The sequence below is a fragment of the Micromonospora sp. NPDC047753 genome, from assembly GCF_040642735.1.
Taxonomy (GTDB): Bacteria; Actinomycetota; Actinomycetes; order Mycobacteriales; family Micromonosporaceae; genus Micromonospora.
The window spans coordinates 1-17,601 of the sequence record NZ_JBEYSL010000081.1; the positions used below are offsets into that span (position 1 = coordinate 1).

At 71.8% G+C, this 17,601-nt stretch carries 21 protein-coding genes; 12 read left to right on the top strand and 9 right to left on the bottom strand.

Annotation, left to right across the window (positions count from 1 at the left end; genetic code table 11):
* Positions 1 to 163 precede the first annotated feature (163 nt).
* From ABZ749_RS10010 to ABZ749_RS10025, 4 genes are all read left to right on the top strand, one after another.
* The gene (locus ABZ749_RS10010) at positions 164 to 1,390 is read left to right on the top strand and encodes a hypothetical protein (protein WP_357225396.1); all 1,227 of its coding nucleotides are present in this window, start codon (positions 164 to 166) and stop codon (positions 1,388 to 1,390) included.
* A gap of 33 nt (positions 1,391 to 1,423) precedes the next feature.
* On the top strand, positions 1,424 to 1,864 hold the full coding sequence (locus tag ABZ749_RS10015) for a hypothetical protein (RefSeq protein ID WP_357225399.1): 441 nt from the start codon (positions 1,424 to 1,426) through the stop codon (positions 1,862 to 1,864).
* 161 nt (positions 1,865 to 2,025) lie between these two features.
* Positions 2,026 to 2,598, top strand: a complete 573-nt coding sequence (locus tag ABZ749_RS10020; RefSeq protein ID WP_357225461.1) for a GNAT family protein — start codon at positions 2,026 to 2,028, stop codon at positions 2,596 to 2,598.
* 29 nt (positions 2,599 to 2,627) lie between these two features.
* Positions 2,628 to 3,041 carry a type II toxin-antitoxin system prevent-host-death family antitoxin gene (locus ABZ749_RS10025; protein WP_357225404.1) on the top strand — a complete coding sequence of 138 codons (414 nt, stop codon included), beginning with the start codon at positions 2,628 to 2,630 and terminating at the stop codon, positions 3,039 to 3,041.
* Positions 3,042 to 3,079: 38 nt separating this feature from the next.
* Here the strand turns inward: ABZ749_RS10025 and ABZ749_RS10030 are convergent, their stop codons facing one another.
* Genes ABZ749_RS10030 through ABZ749_RS10045 form a run of 4 tightly spaced genes read right to left on the bottom strand, consistent with a single transcriptional unit; the run spans position 3,080 to position 6,247 of the window.
* On the bottom strand, positions 3,080 to 4,147 hold the full coding sequence (locus ABZ749_RS10030; protein WP_357225407.1) for an ABC transporter ATP-binding protein: 1,068 nt from the start codon (positions 4,145 to 4,147) through the stop codon (positions 3,080 to 3,082).
* Positions 4,144 to 4,980 carry a molybdate ABC transporter permease subunit gene (modB, locus tag ABZ749_RS10035; RefSeq protein WP_357225412.1) on the bottom strand — a complete coding sequence of 279 codons (837 nt, stop codon included), beginning with the start codon at positions 4,978 to 4,980 and terminating at the stop codon, positions 4,144 to 4,146. The genes ABZ749_RS10030 and modB overlap by 4 nt, the downstream gene beginning before the upstream one ends.
* The gene (gene modA / locus ABZ749_RS10040) at positions 4,977 to 5,780 is read right to left on the bottom strand and encodes a molybdate ABC transporter substrate-binding protein (RefSeq protein WP_357225465.1); all 804 of its coding nucleotides are present in this window, start codon (positions 5,778 to 5,780) and stop codon (positions 4,977 to 4,979) included. The genes modB and modA overlap by 4 nt, the downstream gene beginning before the upstream one ends.
* 44 nt (positions 5,781 to 5,824) lie before the next feature.
* Positions 5,825 to 6,247, bottom strand: a complete 423-nt coding sequence (locus ABZ749_RS10045) for a MerR family DNA-binding transcriptional regulator (RefSeq protein WP_357225416.1) — start codon at positions 6,245 to 6,247, stop codon at positions 5,825 to 5,827.
* Positions 6,248 to 6,663: 416 nt separating this feature from the next.
* Between ABZ749_RS10045 and ABZ749_RS10050 the strand changes: the two genes are divergently transcribed.
* Positions 6,664 to 6,897, top strand: coding sequence for a hypothetical protein (locus ABZ749_RS10050; protein ID WP_357225419.1), 234 nt, complete (start codon positions 6,664 to 6,666; stop codon positions 6,895 to 6,897).
* A gap of 64 nt (positions 6,898 to 6,961) precedes the next feature.
* On the opposite strand, the gene ABZ749_RS10055 is transcribed toward ABZ749_RS10050, so the two are convergent.
* From ABZ749_RS10055 to ABZ749_RS10075, 5 genes are all read right to left on the bottom strand, one after another.
* Positions 6,962 to 7,540 (bottom strand): dihydrofolate reductase family protein, encoded by a 579-nt coding sequence (locus ABZ749_RS10055; RefSeq protein ID WP_357225423.1) that lies wholly within the window; start codon positions 7,538 to 7,540, stop codon positions 6,962 to 6,964.
* Positions 7,537 to 8,736, bottom strand: coding sequence for an RNA polymerase sigma factor (locus tag ABZ749_RS10060; RefSeq protein ID WP_357225427.1), 1,200 nt, complete (start codon positions 8,734 to 8,736; stop codon positions 7,537 to 7,539). Before ABZ749_RS10060 ends, ABZ749_RS10055 begins: the two co-directional genes overlap by 4 nt.
* Positions 8,737 to 8,756: 20 nt before the next feature.
* On the bottom strand, positions 8,757 to 9,110 hold the full coding sequence (locus ABZ749_RS10065; RefSeq protein ID WP_357225430.1) for a YciI family protein: 354 nt from the start codon (positions 9,108 to 9,110) through the stop codon (positions 8,757 to 8,759).
* A gap of 39 nt (positions 9,111 to 9,149) precedes the next feature.
* Positions 9,150 to 9,560, bottom strand: coding sequence for a DUF6069 family protein (locus ABZ749_RS10070; RefSeq protein ID WP_357225433.1), 411 nt, complete (start codon positions 9,558 to 9,560; stop codon positions 9,150 to 9,152).
* 213 nt (positions 9,561 to 9,773) lie between these two features.
* On the bottom strand, positions 9,774 to 10,088 hold the full coding sequence (locus ABZ749_RS10075; protein WP_355009114.1) for an L-rhamnose mutarotase: 315 nt from the start codon (positions 10,086 to 10,088) through the stop codon (positions 9,774 to 9,776).
* Between the two features lie 164 nt (positions 10,089 to 10,252).
* On the opposite strand from ABZ749_RS10075, the gene ABZ749_RS10080 reads away from it, so the two are divergent.
* The 7 genes from ABZ749_RS10080 (at position 10,253) to ABZ749_RS10110 (ending at position 17,520) form a co-directional block, all read left to right on the top strand.
* Entirely contained in the window at positions 10,253 to 10,933 is a 681-nt protein-coding gene (locus tag ABZ749_RS10080; RefSeq protein WP_357225438.1) for a response regulator transcription factor, read from the top strand.
* Positions 10,934 to 10,944: 11 nt separating this feature from the next.
* Positions 10,945 to 12,414 (top strand): HAMP domain-containing sensor histidine kinase, encoded by a 1,470-nt coding sequence (locus tag ABZ749_RS10085; RefSeq protein ID WP_357225442.1) that lies wholly within the window; start codon positions 10,945 to 10,947, stop codon positions 12,412 to 12,414.
* Positions 12,411 to 13,310: a Gmad2 immunoglobulin-like domain-containing protein gene (locus ABZ749_RS10090; RefSeq protein ID WP_357225446.1), complete on the top strand. Its 900-nt coding sequence runs from the start codon at positions 12,411 to 12,413 to the stop codon at positions 13,308 to 13,310. The genes ABZ749_RS10085 and ABZ749_RS10090 overlap by 4 nt, the downstream gene beginning before the upstream one ends.
* A gap of 378 nt (positions 13,311 to 13,688) precedes the next feature.
* Positions 13,689 to 13,871, top strand: coding sequence for a hypothetical protein (locus ABZ749_RS10095; RefSeq protein ID WP_355009118.1), 183 nt, complete (start codon positions 13,689 to 13,691; stop codon positions 13,869 to 13,871).
* Positions 13,868 to 15,214 carry a glycosyltransferase gene (locus ABZ749_RS10100; RefSeq protein ID WP_357204020.1) on the top strand — a complete coding sequence of 449 codons (1,347 nt, stop codon included), beginning with the start codon at positions 13,868 to 13,870 and terminating at the stop codon, positions 15,212 to 15,214. The genes ABZ749_RS10095 and ABZ749_RS10100 overlap by 4 nt, the downstream gene beginning before the upstream one ends.
* A 149-nt stretch (positions 15,215 to 15,363) precedes the next feature.
* Positions 15,364 to 15,993 (top strand): TetR/AcrR family transcriptional regulator, encoded by a 630-nt coding sequence (locus tag ABZ749_RS10105; RefSeq protein WP_357225453.1) that lies wholly within the window; start codon positions 15,364 to 15,366, stop codon positions 15,991 to 15,993.
* Between the two features lie 33 nt (positions 15,994 to 16,026).
* The gene (locus tag ABZ749_RS10110) at positions 16,027 to 17,520 is read left to right on the top strand and encodes an MFS transporter (RefSeq protein ID WP_357225458.1); all 1,494 of its coding nucleotides are present in this window, start codon (positions 16,027 to 16,029) and stop codon (positions 17,518 to 17,520) included.
* Positions 17,521 to 17,601: the final 81 nt, after the last annotated feature.

Below are 17,601 nucleotides of genomic sequence, written 5' to 3' on the forward strand. Positions count from 1 at the left end.
GACGCGCTCCCTGTTCACCGCCATGGTTGAGGCGCGGCGTCCACCCGTTACGCGCAGAATGTCACACTTAGTGCTAGCCGGTCCTCGCTTCGGCGGGGCGCGCGGTGGCGTACCACGAGAAGAGCGACGTCCCCGCGTGCAGGGGGAGCGGGGAAGCGGGCGGATGGACCGGTGGCGCAGCGGCGCGGCGACGCTGGCCGCGCGGGCGGTCGTGACCGGTCGCGGCGCCGCGCGCCTGGCCCGTCGGGTGCCCGCGCCCTGGCCGTACGTCATCGGCCTGTTCCTCGGCGCGAAGCTGCTGCTCACAGTGCTCGGGCTCCTGGTCCTGCACGCCTGGGACGGCGTCCCCGGGGCCCCGCCGCCGGACGAGGCGTTGATGTGGGCGCAGCAGCGGGACATCTCCGGGCACCGGTGGATCTCCTTCTGGTTCGCCTGGGACTCGCTGCTGTACCTGCGGCTGAGCACCCTGCCCCTGACCGGGCCGTGGCGCGACTTCGGCTTTCCCCTGCTGTACCCGTTCCTGGCCCGGCCGGTCGGCGTGCTGCTCGGCGGCGACACCGCACTGGCCCTGTTGCTGATCAGCAACGTCGCGTTCCTGCTGGCGCTCTGGTACGGCCACCGGCTGGCGGAGCTGCTGCTCGGCGACGCGTACGCGGCCCGCCGGTTCATCCGGTACCTCGTGCTGCTGCCGGCCGCGTTCCTGTTCCAGGCCGCGCTGACCGAGTCGCTCTTCGTCTGCCTCGCACTGGCCACCTTCTTCTACGCCGAGCGACGCCGGTGGCTGCTGGTCGGCGTGATCGGCTACTTCCTGGCGATGAGCCGTTCCGTCGGCCTGCTCGTGGCGCTGCCGCTGGCCCTGGTGCTGCTCCGGCAGCACGACTGGCGGCTCGGGCCGCGCGCCCTGCTCGGCTACCTCCGGATCGGCTGGCCGTTGCTGCTGTTACCCGCCGGGTGGTTCACCTTCATGGCGTACTGCCGGTGGCGGGGCGGGGACTGGCTCGCCTACCAGCACGCCCAGGAGACCGGATGGGGAATCGAGGTGCAGAACCCCGTCCCGGTGCTGCTCGACGGGTTGACCGGCGAGCCGCGCGACGCCGCTCGGGTGTGGTTCGCCGTGGCCGTCCTCGCGGTGCTGGTCGTCGGGTTCCGCCGCCGGGAGCTGGCCTACCTGGTGTACGGCGTCCTCATGGTGCTGGTGCCGCTGTCGATGGGCCCGCCGGTGTACAAGAGCCTGCTGCGCTATCTGCTCGCCGCCTTCCCGGTGGCGCTGGTGCTGGCCCGCTGGGCCCGCCGTGCCAGCGTGGACGTGTGGCTGACCGCGACGCTCGCGGTGGTGCAGGGCGTGCTCTTCGTGCTGTGGCTCAGCTACTGGACCCACATGATCATTTGATTGGGACGGCCGGTGGCCGGGCAGGATAGGCGGATGAGCGAGCCACGGGTACGCCTCGACGACCTGGGCGCCTGGCTGATCAAGGGCAACGCGGACCTGGTCGACCTCGCCGCCGGGTTCGCCCGGAAGCCACTGGTGACGAGCTGGTGCGTACGTCCCGGCTACCGGACGCGGTTGATGTGCGCCGGGCAACCGGTGGTCTTCTGGGCCAGCGGCAGCCGGGGCCGACTGCCGTACGGGCTGTGGGGCGTCGGGCAGGTCACCGGGGCGGCCGAGCCAGGCGCACCGGGGCAGCCGTGGTCGGTGCCGCTGGATCTGCCCATCCTCGCCGACCAGGACCGCATCTCCCGGCTGCTGTTGCGTGCCGATGACCGGCTCGCCGCCCTGGAGGTGTTCCGTCAGCCGCAGGCCGCCAACCCCTCCTACCTGACCGTGGCCCAGTTCGCCGCGCTGCGGACGTACCTGCCGGGGTGATCGCTGCGGCCGTTCCTGCCGGGGTGAGCGCTGCGGGCCCACCTGCCGGCTGATCGCTCCGGACGTACCTGCCGGGGTGAGCGCGGAGGGCGGCCGTGCTTCGGTCAGGGTGGCTGTGCGAGCCTGCTACCGACGTGAGAAGCGTACTGAGTGGAGGCCCGGTGTTCGCCCTGCCGTTGACCGAGGACGTCGAGCTGCGCCCGCTGAACCCGTGGCGGGCCGAGGAGTTCCTCGCCCACCTCGACCGGGCCCGCGAGCACATCCGACCCTGGGTCTCGCCGTCCTTCGTCGCCACCGACCTGCCGTCGGCCCGCGCGGTGTTGCAGCGGTACGCCGACTTCTGGGCCAGCGACAGCGGCGGCATCTGGGGGCTGTGGTGGCGGGGCACGCTCGTCGGTGGGGTCATGTTCGTGTCGTTCGACGTGGCCCGGGGCGTCTGCGAGGTCGGTTGCTGGGTGGAGCCGGCGGCGCAGGGCAGGGGCCTGGTCGCCCCGGCGGTGCGCCGGATCGTCGACTGGGCGGTGCGCGAGCGCGGCATCCAACGGGTGGAGTGGCGTACCAACGCCGACAACACCCGCAGCAAGGCCCTCGCCGACCGGCTCGGCCTGCGTCTCGACGGCACGTTGCGCCAGGTCATCCCGGGTCCACACGGTCGGATCGACATTGAAATCTGGTCGGTGCTGGCGGACGAGTGGACCGACTTTTACGCACGGTCCACTGACGACCGCGAATAGTTGTCATACCCGCGCGGCACGATGCATCCATGGCCGTCCCCGCGCTCACCCCTCATTCCGACCCGCCGCGTTCCGTGCCGCTGCGTGAGGCGCGCACCCGGTTCAGCCAGCTCGTCGCGCTGGCCGAGCTGACCGACGCGGTCACCGTCGTCACCCGCGACGGCGATCCTCGCCCGGTCGCCGCGATCGTCCCCGCCGCAGCCGCCCGCAGTGCCGCCCAGGCCCGCGCCGACGCCGACCGGCTCGCGACGGTCACCGCCGGCTGGGCCCGCCGCCTCGAGGAGCAGCACCGACGCAGCACACAGCGGCACGCCGCCGAGCTGGGCGCGGTCCGTGCGGCGCTGGCCGAGGCGTGGGCCGAGCTGGACAACCGCGTCGTCCCGGGCAGCGACCCCACGTTGGCCCGGCTGCGCGCCGCGCATGCCGATCTGCTCGCCGGCTGACCAGCGTCCGTGCCGGGGCGCTGTGGCCGGCTTTCGGGTTAGCCCGTGGCCGGGTAGGCGTGGGTCTCGGTCGCCTTGACCGCCACCCAGACCCGCTGGCCGGGGATCAGCCGTAACTGGGCTGCGGCGGCCGGCGTGACGTCGGCGGCCACCCCGATCGGTCCGTCCAGTTGCACCCGCACGTTGTCACCGTGGCGCTGGACGCCGGCCACCGTGCCCGCCCAGGTGTTCCGTGGGCTGCCGTCCGGCCGGGCCGGGTGCAGAGCCACAGCGGCCGGGCGAAACGCCACGAACGCTTCGCCGTCCAACCGGTCGGCGACCGTGAGCGTCAGCTCCGGCGACACCCGCACCCCGTGCCCGTCGGCGCGGCCCCGGTACAGGTTCAGCCCGACCAGCCGGGCGACGTAGTCGGTGCGCGGGCGGGCGGTGACGCTCGGCCCGTCGCCCTCCTGCACCACACGGCCACCCTCGACGATGACCAGTCGGTCGGCCAACGCCAGCGCGTCCAACGGGTCGTGGGTGACCAGCACCGTCGCGCCCGCGTGCGCCGACAGGTGCCGGTGCAACTCCGCGCGGGTGTCCAGCCGGGTGCGGGCGTCCAGCGCGGCGAGCGGCTCGTCCAACAGCAGCAGCGACGGTGCCATGGCCAGCGCGCGGGCCAGCGCCACCCGCTGCGCCTGACCGCCGGAGAGCTGCCGCGGCTTGCGCTGCGCCTGCGCGTCCAGCCCCACCCGGCCCAGCCACTCCCGGGCGGTGGCGCGGGCGGCCCGCCGCTCGACGCCGTGCCGACGCGGTCCAAAGGCCACATTGTCCAATGCGCTGAGGTGCGGAAACAGCAGGTAGTCCTGGAAGACCACGCCGATCGAGCGGCGTTCGGTGGGCACCCAGCCCCCGGTCGCCGGGCGGTCCAGGTCGACGTCGTCGAGGGTGACGTGCCCGTCGGTGAGGGGATGCAGCCCGGCCAGCGCCCGCAGCGCGGTGGTCTTCCCGGCACCGTTCGGGCCGAGCAACGCCACCACCTCGCCCGGCGCGACCCGCAGCGGCACGTCGAGCCGGAAGACGCCCCGGTCGACGACGAGCCGCGCGTCGAGAAGTCGGTCGCTCATGCGGTGGTCATCCAGCGGTCCCGCAACGCCACCAGGATGCCCACCGACACGACGAGCAGCACCAGGCTGAGCACGATCGCGGACTCCAGGTCCGTCTCCAACGCCAGGTAGACGGCGAGCGGCATGGTCTGAGTCCGACCGGGGTAGTTGCCGGCGAAGGTGATGGTGGCACCGAACTCTCCGAGCGCCCGGGCCCAGCAGAGCACCGCCCCGGCGGCCAGGCCGGGCGCCACCAGCGGCAGCGTGACGTGGGTGAAGGTGGTCCAGCGGCTGGCGCCCAACGTCGCCGCTGCCTCCTCGAAGCGGTGGTCGGCGGCACGCAGCGCACCCTCCACGGCGATCACCAGGAACGGCATGGCGACGAACGCCTCGGCCAGCACGACACCCGTGGTCGTGAAGGGCAGGGTGATGCCGAACGTGCTGTCGAGCCAGCCACCGAGCAGGCCGCGTCGGCCGAAGACCAGCAACAGCGCCACCCCGCCGACCACCGGCGGCAGCACCAGCGGCACGGTGACCAGCGCGCGTACCAGCCGACGGCCGGGGAACTCGACCCGGGCCAGCACCCAGGCGAGCGGCACCCCGAGCAGCAGACAGAGCGCGGTGGCCAGGGTGGCGGTCTGCACCGACAGCCGCAGGGCGGTCAACGCGCCCGGCGCGGCGAGCCGCTCCGGCAGGGTCGTCCACGGTGCCCGGATCAGCAGCCCCGCCAACGGCAGGACGAGGAACAGAAACCCCAGCCCGGCGGGGATCAGCAGCGCCGCCGGCACCCGACCCCGCCGTCGAGCCGTGGCCGGGCGACCGCTCGGTGCGTTGAGGTCGTGGACCTGCCTCACGGGGCCTGGAACCCCGCGTCGGCGAGGACCGCCTGCGCCGGCGCCGAGCGGACGTACGCGACGAAAGCCCGTGCGCCGTTCGGATTCGGCGCATCCTTCAACGCGACGATCGGGTAGTCGTTGACCGCCCGCGCCGACTCGGGAAACTCCACGCCCGTCACGTCGTCGCTCGCCGCCCGCGTGTCCGTGCGGTAGACCAGTGCTGCGTCGACCTCGCCGAGCTTCACCTTGGCGAGCGCACCCTTGACGTCCTGTTCGAGGGTGACCGGCGTCAGCGCGACGCCGGCCGCGTCCAAAGCGGTGCGGGCCGCTGCGCCGCACGGCACCTGACTGGCGCAGAGCGCCACCTTCACACCCGGGCGGCTCAGGTCCGCCAGGCCGGCCACTGCCTTCGGGTTGCCCCGGGGCACCGCGATCACCAACTGGTTGCGGGCGAAGACGCTCGGCGTGCCATCGGCGTCGCCGGCCTCGACGACAGTGCTCATGTTCGTCGGGGCGGCGGAGGCGAACACGTCCGCCGGCGCGCCCTGGGTGATCTGGTTGGCCAGGGCGGAACTGCCGGCGACGTTGAGGGTCACGCGGCTGCCCGGGTAGGCGGCCTCGAAGTCCTTCCCGATGCGGGTGAACGACTCGGTCAGCGAGGCGGCCGCGAACACGGTCACCGGGCCGGTCACCCGCCCGTCAGTACCGCTGCCGGTTGCCTGGCCGTCGCCCGCGCCGCAGCCGGTCAGCGCCAGGCCGGCCGCCACCAGGACAGCCACCGCCGTACGCCTGCTCCGCGCGACCGTGCGCGCGTTCATCCGCGCGACCGTCTTCGCGTTCGTCTGGCCGTCCATCCCCGCGTTCATCTGGCCGACCGTCCGCGCGCCGGGGCGGGTGCGGCCCGCTCCACTACGACAGTGGTCGACTTGATCACCGCAACGGCCACCGAACCGACCCGCAGGTCGAGCTCGTCGACGGCCTCCCGGCTCATCAGTGACACGACCCGGAACGGGCCCGCCTGGATGTCGACCTGGGCCATCACCGTGTCCTTAAGGACGTCGACGACGATGCCGCGCAACCGGTTGCGGGCCGAGGAGAACTCGGCGCCCGCATCCGGGTCGTTGGCCTGGGCGCGAGCGAACGACGCCAGGTCGACGCCGTCGACGACCCGGTGGCCGTGCTCGTCGCGCTCGGCCGTCAGGCGCCCGGCGTCCACCCAGCGGCGAATGGTGTCGGCGCTGACGCCGAGCAGGTCGGCCGCCTCCCCGATCCGGTACGTTGTCACCCGCTCACCCTAGCGCCCGCATTTGCCAGCGCGATACCCCAGAACAAGCTGCAAACATGTGGGTCGGTGGCTGCCCAGGCCAGCAGTTGCGTCCTGCTGTGCTGTCTCAGGACGCCTGCGGGTCCCTGGTCCGAGCCCGCAAGATCGTGCTCGAACCAGGAAGTAGTGGTCTTGGCGAGCGATGAGGCCACCGCATCCTGGTTGGAGCGCGATCTTGATGTGGGGCGCGGGTGTCCGGCGCGGGTGTGAGGCGCGGGCGCCCCAGAACCCCATTCCCGACCGATCGGGCAGGTGTCGTGGTCTAGATCCGCGCAATATCAGGAATGTTGCTGCCTCTCCCGCGTCGGAGGCAGCAACATCCGCGAAGTTGCGCGGATCTTGGGCGCGGGGCGCGGGGTGCGGGGTGCGGGGTGCGGGTGTGTGGGCGCGCGGGTGTGTGGGCGCGGGCGGGCGGGCTCGGGGCGGTCGGCGAGCACGTGGCGAATCTGCTGCGCTACCAGACGCTGCGCGACGTGGTCTTCGGCGGCAGCTTCGAGGGCTACAGCACCTTCGCCGTCGGCGTACGGGCGCGGTTGCCGTTCCGGGTGCTCGTGCTCGCCGGTCCCGGCACCCACAGCCGGGTGGTGCTCGACGTCGCCCACCAGTGGTGACCGGAACCGGCCGATCCGCCTGGCCATTCGCCGGACAAGGCGGATGGCCAGCCGACACGCCGACTCAGACGTGCAGGGTGGGCCGGTAGACGAGTTCCTGGGTGCGACCGTCGAGGGTCCGACTCTCGATCAACTCCAGGTCGAAGTCGGCCGCTCCCTGAAAGATCGGCTCGGTACCGGTCTGCCCGGTGATCACCGGGAAGAGCGTCACCTGGACGAGATCGACCAGCCCGGCGGCCATCAGCGCCCGGTTCAACGACAGGCTGCCGTGCGATCGCAGGGGCACGGCGGACTCCTCCTTGAGCCGGGCGACGACGTCGACCGCGTCACCGCGCACGACGGCCCCGTCCGGCCAGTCGAGGGGGCCTTCCAGCGAGTTCGACACCACTGTCGCCGGGAGGTTCCTCATCCGGGTCACCCAGGCGTCGCGGACCTCGGACTCCTCGGTGCTCGCGGCCAGCATCTGCGCGAACACCCGGTACGTGTTGGCCCCGAAGACCATGCGCTGATCCACGCTGTAGAGGGACAGGCGGTGTGCGAGCAGCTCAGGGCCCTGCTTTCCCCAGTAGCCGCCCCAGTTCCCACTGGTGGTGCCGAAGCCGTCGAGGCTGGAAAAGACGTCGACGGTGTAGGTGGCGGTCATCGTGCTCTCCGTTCACTGGTGAGTTCGTTGCGACGGGTCTCCAGGTAGGCCCGCTCGGTCGCGTTGGTGGCCAGAGCCGCGGCCTGGTCGAAGGCGACTCGGGCCTCTTCGTTGTGTCCGAGCCGGGCGAGCAGTTCGGCTCGGGTGGCGGGCAGCCGGTGGTAGCCCGGTAGGTCGATGCCCTCCAGCGCGGCGAGGGCCACCGCCGGCCCGTGCACCTCGGCAACGGCGACCGCCCGGTTGAGCGCCACGACAGGGTTCGGCGCGAGCGTGAGGAGTTGGTCGTACAGTGCCAGGACCTGCGGCCAGTCGGTTGCGGCGCCGTCGGTGTGCACGGCGCTGATCGCGGCCTGGATCTGGTACGGGCCGGGCCGGTTGCGGCGCAGGCATCGGCGGACCAGGTCATGGCCCTCGGTGATGAGCTGCCGGTTCCACAGTGACCGGTCCTGGTCGGGCAGCAGCACCAGGTCGCCGGTCGGGCCGAGCCGGGCCGGGCGGCGCGCCTCGGTCAGCAGCAGCAGGGCGAGAAGGCCCAGGACCTCGGGCTCGTCGGGCATCAAGGCGGCGAGTTCGCGGGCCAGCCGGATCGCCTCGGCGCACAGGTCCGTTCTGATCAACGGGCCGGCGGTGGAGGCGTAGCCCTCGTTGAACATCAGGTAGAGCACGGTGAGGACGGGCGGCAGCCGGTCCGGCAGCTCATGTTCGGCCGGTACCCGGTACGGGATGGCGGCGTCGCGGATCTTCTTCTTGGCGCGCACGATCCGCTGGGCGACGGTCGCCTCCTGAACCAGGTAGGCCCGGGCGATCTCCGGTACGTCGAGGCCGCCCAGCAGGCGCAGGGTGAGCGCCGTCCGCGCCTCCGGGGCCAGCGCCGGGTGACAGCAGGTGAAGATGAGTCGCAGCTGGTCGTCCCGCACCGGTCCCACCTCCGAGGGATCATCCTGGTGATACAGCAGTAGGGCCTGAGCGTGGCGGGCCTCTCGGGTCGACTCCCGGCGAAGACGGTCGACGGCGCGGTTGCGTGCGGTGGTCACGATCCAGGCGCCCGGGTTCGGCGGCAGTGTCTGCCACTTCTGCAGCGCCGTGGTGAAGGCGTCCTGGACGGCCTCCTCGGCGAGGTTGATGTCGCCGAGGAGGCGGGTCAGAGTGGCGACGCAGCGGCCGTACTCCGCGCGGTAGATGCTCGCCAGGTCCATGTCGGAAGACCGGCTGCCGGTCAGGCCTGGGACAGGTCGTCGAAGGGGCGGACCTCGATCGGGCCGCAGGCCGCCGCGCACCTTTCGGCCCAGGCCAGCGCCGCGTCCAGGTCCGCGCACTTGATGACCCAGAACCCGGCGATGTGCTCCTTCGTCTCGGCGAACGGTCCGTCGCTCATGGCGGTGGTGCCGTTCTCGACCCGGACGACGGTGGCGCTCTCCGGCGAGGTGAGTCCCCCGCCGAAGACCCAGGCGCCAGCGGCCTGCATGTCGTCGTTGATCCGGCCGGTCTCCCTGAACATGGTCTGCGTTTCCTCGTCGGTCGGCGTCGGCGCGCCCTCGACGACGTGCACGGACAGCAGGTACTGCTTCATGACGATCCTCCGGTACCTCGATGGTGGGACGGGTGCGGGTCAGGCGGCCAGGCGGCGCGCGAGGGCGGGGATCACGATCGCGGCCGCGACCAGGTGGGTGAGCATCAGCAGCGCCTTGGTGGCCATCCCGGCGTCGGCGATCACGTCCGGCACCAGGGACAGGGCCGTCAGCACCACGGTGGTGCGAACGAACGTGACCCGGGGGCGCCGGGCGAAACGCGCCAGCACACCGGCGATCAGCACACCGATCAGCGAGAAGACAGCGGTCAGCACACCGAACCCCGTCACGGGGATCGGGGCGCCGCCCACCTCGAGGCTGATCCCGGCCAGGTGTCCGACGGCGGCGACGGCCATGGTGGCGACGCTCGCCGCGACAGTGGCGGCGACACCGGTCCGGATCAGCGCACCGACGTTCGTGGTGGCGCGGGTCGTGTTCGCAGTGCTGGTCATCGTGCCCTCCAGTGGGTGTGCGGCCCGTTGCGATGCCGGGCTCTCACCAGGGCTACGAACCGAACCGGTCCCAATCGACAGCACGCCCAGAATTCTTGTCGGCGATTTTCGAGACGACCCCGCAGCCTCGCCGATCATGGAGTTGTGGTGGGTGACGAAGCGACCGTCAGTCTCCAAAACGGGCACCACAACTCCATGATCGACACCGTCGACCTAAGCCTCGTCGGCCAGGTGCCAGACCTCGCGCATCGGGGCCCACCAGTCCCCCGAGCCGGGCTCGGCGATCGACTCCTGGCAGGGGTCGGTCAGCTTCCACCACTCCTGCGTCTGCGGGTCCGCCTCGATCAGCCGCAGGTCGGCCTCGTAGTCCTCGCCCACGTACTCGTAGTAGCCGAAGAGCAGATCGTCGTGGAGAAAGATGGTGTAGTTGCGGAAGTTCGCCTCGCGCAGCGTCTTCTCCACGCTCGGCCAGACGGCCGCGTGCAACCTCAGGTAGGTCTCCCGCTGCTCGGGGCGGAGTCGGATCACGCAGCCATGACGTTTCACGTCGTGCCCTTTCGTGTCAGCTGGTCCAGGGTGCCAAAGGCCCCTGACGGTAGCGGTTCGGCGGCGCCCGGAGGGGGCCAGCCGGCCGCCGATGTCGGCCGTTCCGCCAGGACTACGCACTGTGGCGCCGGGTCTACCCTCGGGTGATGGAGGGCCGCGTGTTGGTGGTCGAGGACGACTTCTCGATCCGGGAGGTCACCGCCCTCGGTCTGCGCCGCGCCGGTTTCCGGGTCGACACCGCTGTGGACGGGCGGCAGGCTCTGGCCGCGTTCCGCGCCCACCCGGTCGAGCTCATCGTTCTCGACATCATGCTGCCGGGCCTCGACGGTCTGGAGGTCTGCCGGGAGATCCGGCGCACCAGCCAGGTGCCGATCCTGATGCTGACCGCGCGCACCGACACCATCGACGTGGTGGTCGGTCTGGAGTGCGGCGCGGACGACTATCTGCGCAAGCCCTTCGACCTGCCCGAGTTGGTGGCCCGGGTTCGCTCGGTGCTGCGCAGGGTCAGCCTGCCGACCCCCTCGACCGTCATCGAGGTCGGCGGTCTGGAGATCGACCCGGGCGGCTTCGTGGTCCGCCGGCACGGCCGGGAGGTGGCGCTCACCGCCACCGAGTTCCGCCTCCTCCTGGAATTGGCCCGCCGGCCCGGTCAGGTCTTCACCCGGGAGCTGCTGCTGGACCTGGTCTGGAACCACGACTTCCTCGGCGACTCCCGACTGGTCGACGTGGCGGTGCAGCGGCTACGCGCGAAGGTCGAGGACGACCCGGCGCAGCCACTGCTGATCCGGACGGTACGTGGTGCCGGCTACAAACTGTCGACGGGTTGACGGGGGCGGCGATGGCCGGACGCGCGGTGTTGCCCGGGCGGCTGCGGCGCCGGCTGACGATCGCGTTCGTCCTGGTCGCCGGCGTCTCGGCCGGGCTGCTCGCCGGCGGGACCGGGCTGCTGCTGCGGCAGTCCTGGTTGGACGCGTCGCTGCACGAGGCCGCCGCCGACGCCCGCTACCAGCTCGTTCTCGCTGGGCAGTTCCTGCCGCTGACCGAGCAGCGCAGCACCGAACTGCTCACCAGCTTCGAGGCCAGCGGTCGGCACGTGCTGCTCGTCGACGGCCCGACCCGCGCCTCGCACCCCGCGTACGCCCCGGTGCTGGGCACCCGGCTGCGGGCCGTCGTCGCGGACGGGCGGCTCGGCTATCAGCGCTCCGCGCCGGCGGAGCGTCCTCGGCTGCTGGTGATCGGTGGGCGCATCCCCGGCTCGACCGCCGAGCTGTACGTCCTGACCGTGGAGGACGACGTCGCCACCGACCTGGGTCAGCTACGCACCGCTCTGGTGGCCGGTTGGGTGCTGGTGGTGTTGCTCGCCGCCGCAGTGGGTCACGCGTTGGCGCGCCGGACGTTGGAGCCGGTGGGCCGGGCCAGCCGGGCCGCCCGAGCACTCACCGAGGGTCTGCTCGCCACCCGCCTGCCGGTACGCGGGCGCGACGAGTTCAGCGTCTGGGCGGCGACCTTCAACGAGATGGCCGAGGCACTGGAGTCGAAGATCGCGGCGCTGTCGGCCGCGCAGGCCCGCGAGCGGCGGTTCACCGCCGACGTCGCGCACGAGCTGCGTACCCCGGTGACCGCGTTGGTGGCCGCGGCGTCGCTGCTGCGCGAGCACCTCGACCACCTGCCCGACGACGCCCGGCCGGCGGCCCGGTTGCTGGTCGGCGACGTGGTCCGGCTGCGCCGGTTGGTCGAGGATCTGATGGAGATCTCCCGGCTGGACGCAGGGCGGGAGCAGCTGGCCGTCGGGCCGGTCGACGCGTTGGCGCTGCTGCACGACATCGTGACGGCGCGCGGCTGGTCCCCCCGGGTGCGGGTCACCGGTGTTCCGGTCGCGGCGCGCACCGACCGGCGACGGCTGGAGCGCGTGCTGGCCAACCTCGTCGCCAACGCGGTCGAGCACGGCGGTGGCGAGATCACGGCCAGTGTGGTGGGCGCCGGGCCCCTGGTCGTCTTCGAGGTGACCGACGAGGGGCCGGGAATCCCGGCCGAGCACCTGCCCCGCGTGTTCGACCGGTTCCACCAGGTCGACCCGTCCCGCTCCGCGCCGGGCAGCGGGCTCGGGCTGGCCATCGCCCGGGAGCACGCCGACGTGCTCGGCGGCGCGTTGAGCGTGCGCAGCGAACCGGGTGAGGGCACCCGGTTCCGGCTGGAGTTGCCCGTCGCCGGGCCCGCCGGCCCGCACGGTGACCTGCCGGACCCGGACGACGCCGTCCACCCGGGCCCGGTTGGGCGTACCGCCGGCACGCCGGGCGGTGTGGGGTGACCGGCCGCGGCGCGGTCGGGCTGGGCGCAACGGCGCTGGTCGCGGCGCTCCTGCTCGGCGGCTGCGGCACGTCCCGCTCCGGTGACCTCGGCCTGGCGCCCACCGCGCCGCCGCCGAGCGCCGCACCCACCGACCGGCCGGAACCCACCCCGACCCGGGCCGCGGCACCGACACCACCAGCCACGAACCGGCCGCCGGGTCCGTCGACGACGGCGTCCACCGGCACGCGCCGGCTGGACCCGGTGACAGTGGAGCTGTGGTACGTCCGCGCCGGGCTGCTGGTGCCGACCCGGCGCACCCGGCCGGGCACTGTCGCGACGTCCCGGCTGGCGCTGACGGAACTGGCCGCCGGGCCGAGCCCGGCCGAGGCCGCCACCGGGATGATCACCCTGCTTCCGGCCGGGGTCGAGGTCACCCGCATCGCCGACGGCATGGCGACGCTGCGGGTGCCGGCCGTCGGCGACCCGGCAACCCGGCGGCTACGCGAGGCGCAGGTGGTGTGGACGCTCACCCAGTTCCCCAGCGTGCGTCAGGTCCGCCTCGACGACGCGGCCCCGGTCGACCGGGCGGACTACGCGGACCTGCTGCCACCGATCGTGGTCACCGGCCCGATCCCCGGTGAGCGCGTCTCCGCTCCCCTCGTCGTCACCGGCACCGCCACCGTGTTCGAGGCGACGGTGAGCGTCCGGGTGCTGGACGCCGCCGGCCGGCAGGTGGCCACCGGTTTCGGCACCGCCAGTTGCGGCAGCGGCTGCCGGGGCGGCTACCGCGTCGTGGTCGGCTGGCGCACGGTCCGCGAACAGAAGGGCACCGTGGAGGTGTACGAGGTGTCGGCCGAGAACGGCGAGCGGATCCACACGATGGCAGTGCCGGTGGTCCTCGCACCTCGCGACTGACCGCCCTGCCCGAGAGGGTGTTAACCCGGTGCGTCATCCATTTGTCGACATCGACGTGGGGGCCTGACGTCTACCCGACAGAGCGACTCTACGTCGGCATTCTCCGGGCTGGCGCGGCCAATCGGCGAAAGCGCAGGTCACACGCCATAGAGCCGGTGAGAAAGTCTCCGACACGCCGGCAGCGGGACGGTTCGTCGGACCGGACCGGACGACCGTGCCCGTGAACTTCGAGATTGACCTGCACAGACATGTTTGCCAACGTGAGCGCGTCGTTGCGCAGAGTCATATTCGCTGTTCAGCGCTGTGGCGATCGGCCGTATCGGAGTCGCGTCGATCGCCGCGACAGCCTCACCATCCCTCACAGAGCGGAGATACATCATGTCCGGTGGCAGCCTTCCCCGTACCGGTATGGGCGTTGTCACGATCGGCGGCGCGGCCGGTATCGGCGGCTACGCCCTCCCCCTGCCGCTCACCATCGCCCTCACCGGAGCGACCGCCGTCCTCGTCGGCTTCATCATGATCCGAATGACGTTCCGTCGTCAGCAGTCGGTCGGACAGTGACCGCGAGCGTCACGAGGGGTCGTGTCCTGTTCGCCGCGGCGGTCGTCCTGGCCGCCGCGGCGGCGTGGACCGCCCATCACGTCCTCGCCGTGATCGGCGCCATCGACGGAGGCGGTCACCGCTTCACCTTCGCGTACGCCACCATGTTTCTGCTGCTGATCTGGCAGCTCGGCACCTCCTATCTGGAGAAGCCCGCCGTGGTCACCGACCGGATGCAGGGGCACCTCGACGCTCTGCACGTGGTGGGTATCGTGCCGGCGTACAACGAGGATCCGGGCGCGCTGCGAGCCTGCCTCGAATCCATGATCTTCCAAACGCGCAAACCAGACACCATCTACGTGGTGGACGACGGGTCGAAGCTGACCGAGGGCTACCAGCCGATCAAGCGGTGGTTTCTCGACGTCGCCCCCGTACACGGGATCATCGCCGCCTGGCACATCCAACCCAATGCCGGGAAGCGGCACGCCCAGGCCGCCGCGGTGCGGTCGACACCGGCAGCCGACATCTACTGGACGGTGGACTCGGACACCATCTCGGACCCGAACGCCCTCAGGGAGTTGTTGAAGCCCTTCGCCGACCCGGCGGTGCAGTCCGTCGCGGGGGTGGTGATGGCCGCGAATGTGCGCAGCAGCTTCCTCACCCGGTTCACCGACCTGTGGCTGGTGACCGGGCAGCTCACCGACCGGTCGTCGCTGTCGGTGTTCGGGTGTGTGTGGGTGAACTCGGGCCCGATCGCCGCCTACCGCGCGGAGGTGGTTCGCGACAACCTCGGGGCGTATCTGACGGAGACGTTCTTCGGCCAGCGGGTGCCCTTCTCCGACGACTCCCTCCTCACCCTCTTCGCGATGGTCCGGGGACGTACCGTGCAGCAGCCGTCGGCGTTCGCGTTCTCCCTCATGCCGGAGAACGCCGGGCACTTCTGCCGGATGTTCCTGCGCTGGATGCGCGGCAGCTTCATCAGGACCTGGTGGCGGGTCCGGTACCTGTCGTTGCGGTCGATCGCGTGGTGGCTGCATCTGCTGCGCTGGGCGGCCACGGTGGTCGCGACGGTGCTGTTCGTGGCGGTGGCAGTCCTGTCGCCGATCATCGACCCCGATCCGCGGGCGATTCCGTGGCTGGTGGCCGTGCCGTTGATCGTGGGGTACGGGCAGGCGCTCCGCTACATGACGGTGCGACGATCGGACCAGTCGACCGCGTACCAGTGGGGCACCTGGCTCCTCACGCCCGTCGCTGTGGTGTTCGCCCTGGTCGTGCTGCGGGCGATCCGCTGGTACGGCGTCGCCACCTGCTGGCGCACCGGCTGGGGCACCCGCAAGAAGGTGGAAGTGGCGCTGGGTTCCTGACCACGACCCGGGCCGATCCTGACACCCGGGCTGACTCCAGGTGAAACGTCACCGTTTCGTCGGCCGAGTGCGAGGCAACTCACGAAACCCTGCACGACCAGCCAACCGCGAACTATGGTCAGTACGACATCGTTTCGCGGGGGGTCGAGATGCTGGGTGGTCAGCAGGTGGGCGCGGGCGCCGGGGTGCCGGCAGCCCGGGCTCCGCGCTGCACCGACAGCGACCTGTTCACCGTCGTCATCGACACAGTGCGCGAGGTCGGCTTCGACCGGATGACCATCGACGCCGTCGCCGCCCGCGCCCACGTCAGCAAGGCCACCATCTACCGACGCTGGGACGGCAAGGCCGAGCTGGTCGTCGCCGCCCTGCGCGACCGGCAGGTGGGTGTTCACAACCCGCCCGACACCGGCTCCCTTCGCGGCGACCTGATCGAGTTGCTGCGGGCCACGGCCGCGATCTGCACTGCCGACTGCGACCTCATGCAAGCGTTGACCTTCGCCATGCGGACCAACCCGGAGCTGGAACGCCTGGTGCGTCACCAGGTGCTGCCGGCCGGGCGGGTGGCGACCACCGCCATCCTGGTCCGGGCCGCGTCCCGCGGGGAGATTCCGCCGGAGGCCGGCGAGCGGGAGCTGTTCCACGATCTGGCGCCCGCGCTCACCATGTCCCGCATCGTCGCGCACGGCCTACCCGCCGATGACGCGTTCCTCACCCAGGTCGTCGACCAGGTGCTGATCCCGGTACTCCGCTATCAGCACGACCGTCCCTCGCCGGCCTGATTCACCGATATTCGCACCACGGAAGGCTTCACCATGCCCGGAACCACCTCGACCGCGCCCGGCGCGCCCAGCGCCGGGCCGTCGACTGGCGCACCGCACCCGCGGCGCTGGATCGCGCTGGCGGTCATCGCGGTCTCACAGTTGATGGTCGTCCTGGACGCCACGATCGTGAACATCGCGCTGCCGCAGGCCCAGGCCGACCTGGGGATCACCGACGCGAACCGGCAGTGGGTGATCACCGCCTACACGCTGGCCTTCGGTGGTCTGCTGCTGCTCGGCGGTCGCATCGCGGACTACTGGGGGCGCAAGCGCACCTTCCTGGTCGGCATGACCGGTTTCGCGCTCGCCTCCGCCCTGGGCGGACTGGCCACCACCGGTGAGATGCTCTTCGCCGCCCGCGCGTTGCAGGGCGCCTTCGGCGCGCTGCTCGCCCCGGCCGCGCTGGCGCTGCTCACCGTCCTGTTCACCGAGGCCACCGAGCGGGCCAAGGCCTTCGCGGTGTACGGCGCGATCGCCGGCGGCGGGTCGGCGGTCGGCCTGCTGCTCGGCGGTGTGCTCACCGAGTACGCCGACTGGCGCTGGTGCCTGCTGGTCAACATCCCGGTCGCCGCCATCGCCATCGCGTTCGCGCTGCCACTGGTACCGGAGAGCCGGGCCCACGGCAACACCCGCTACGACGTACCCGGTGCGATCCTGGTGACCGCCGGCCTGGTCTCCCTGGTCTACGGCTTCACCAAGGCCGCCGAGGACGGCTGGGACGCCACCGCGACGCTCGCTTTCATCGCCGCGGGCGTGGTGCTGCTCGCCGCCTTCGTGGTGGTCGAGCTGCGCTCCAGCCACCCGCTGCTGCCACTGCGGATCGTGCTGGACCGTAACCGGGGTGGGGCCTTCCTCACCTCGACGCTGATCGGCGCCGGCCTGTTCGGGGCGTTCCTCTTCCTGACCTTCTACTTCCAGGTGGTGTTGCAGTACAAGCCCCTCGAAGCCGGTCTCGCATCCCTGCCGGTCACCGCCGGTGTGCTGATCGCCGCGGGTGGCGCCAGCCAGCTGATGCCCCGGTTGGGTGCCAAGCCGCTGATGGTCGCCGGTTCGGTGCTCGCCGCCCTGGGCATGCTGGTGCTGACCCAGATCGACGTGGACACCTCGTTCCTCACCCACCTGCTGCCCGCGCAGGTCGTCCTGGGCCTGGGGCTGGGCTTCACCTTCGTCCCGCTGTCCAGCCTCGCCCTGGTCGGGGTGCCGGAGCACGACGCCGGGGCGGCCAGCGCGACGCTCAACGCCACCCAGCAGATCGGTGGCTCGCTCGGCACCGCGCTGCTGAACACCTTCTACACCAGCGCGGTCGCCGCCTATCTGGTCGGCCGGGCGCCGAACCCGGTCAACCAGGTCGAGGCGCTGGTGCACGGCTACCGGGTGGCCTTCGCCTGGGGCGCGGCGCTGATCGTGCTCGCCGGACTGGCCACCCTGGTCCTGGTGAAGGTCCGCAAGGAGGACATCCCGACCGGCAACACAGTGCACATGGGCTGAGCCTGACCGACGTGGCCGCCGGCCGGCGCTTCACCTCCCGGGCCAACTCGCCGACGGTGACGCACGGGTCGGCGTCCGGGC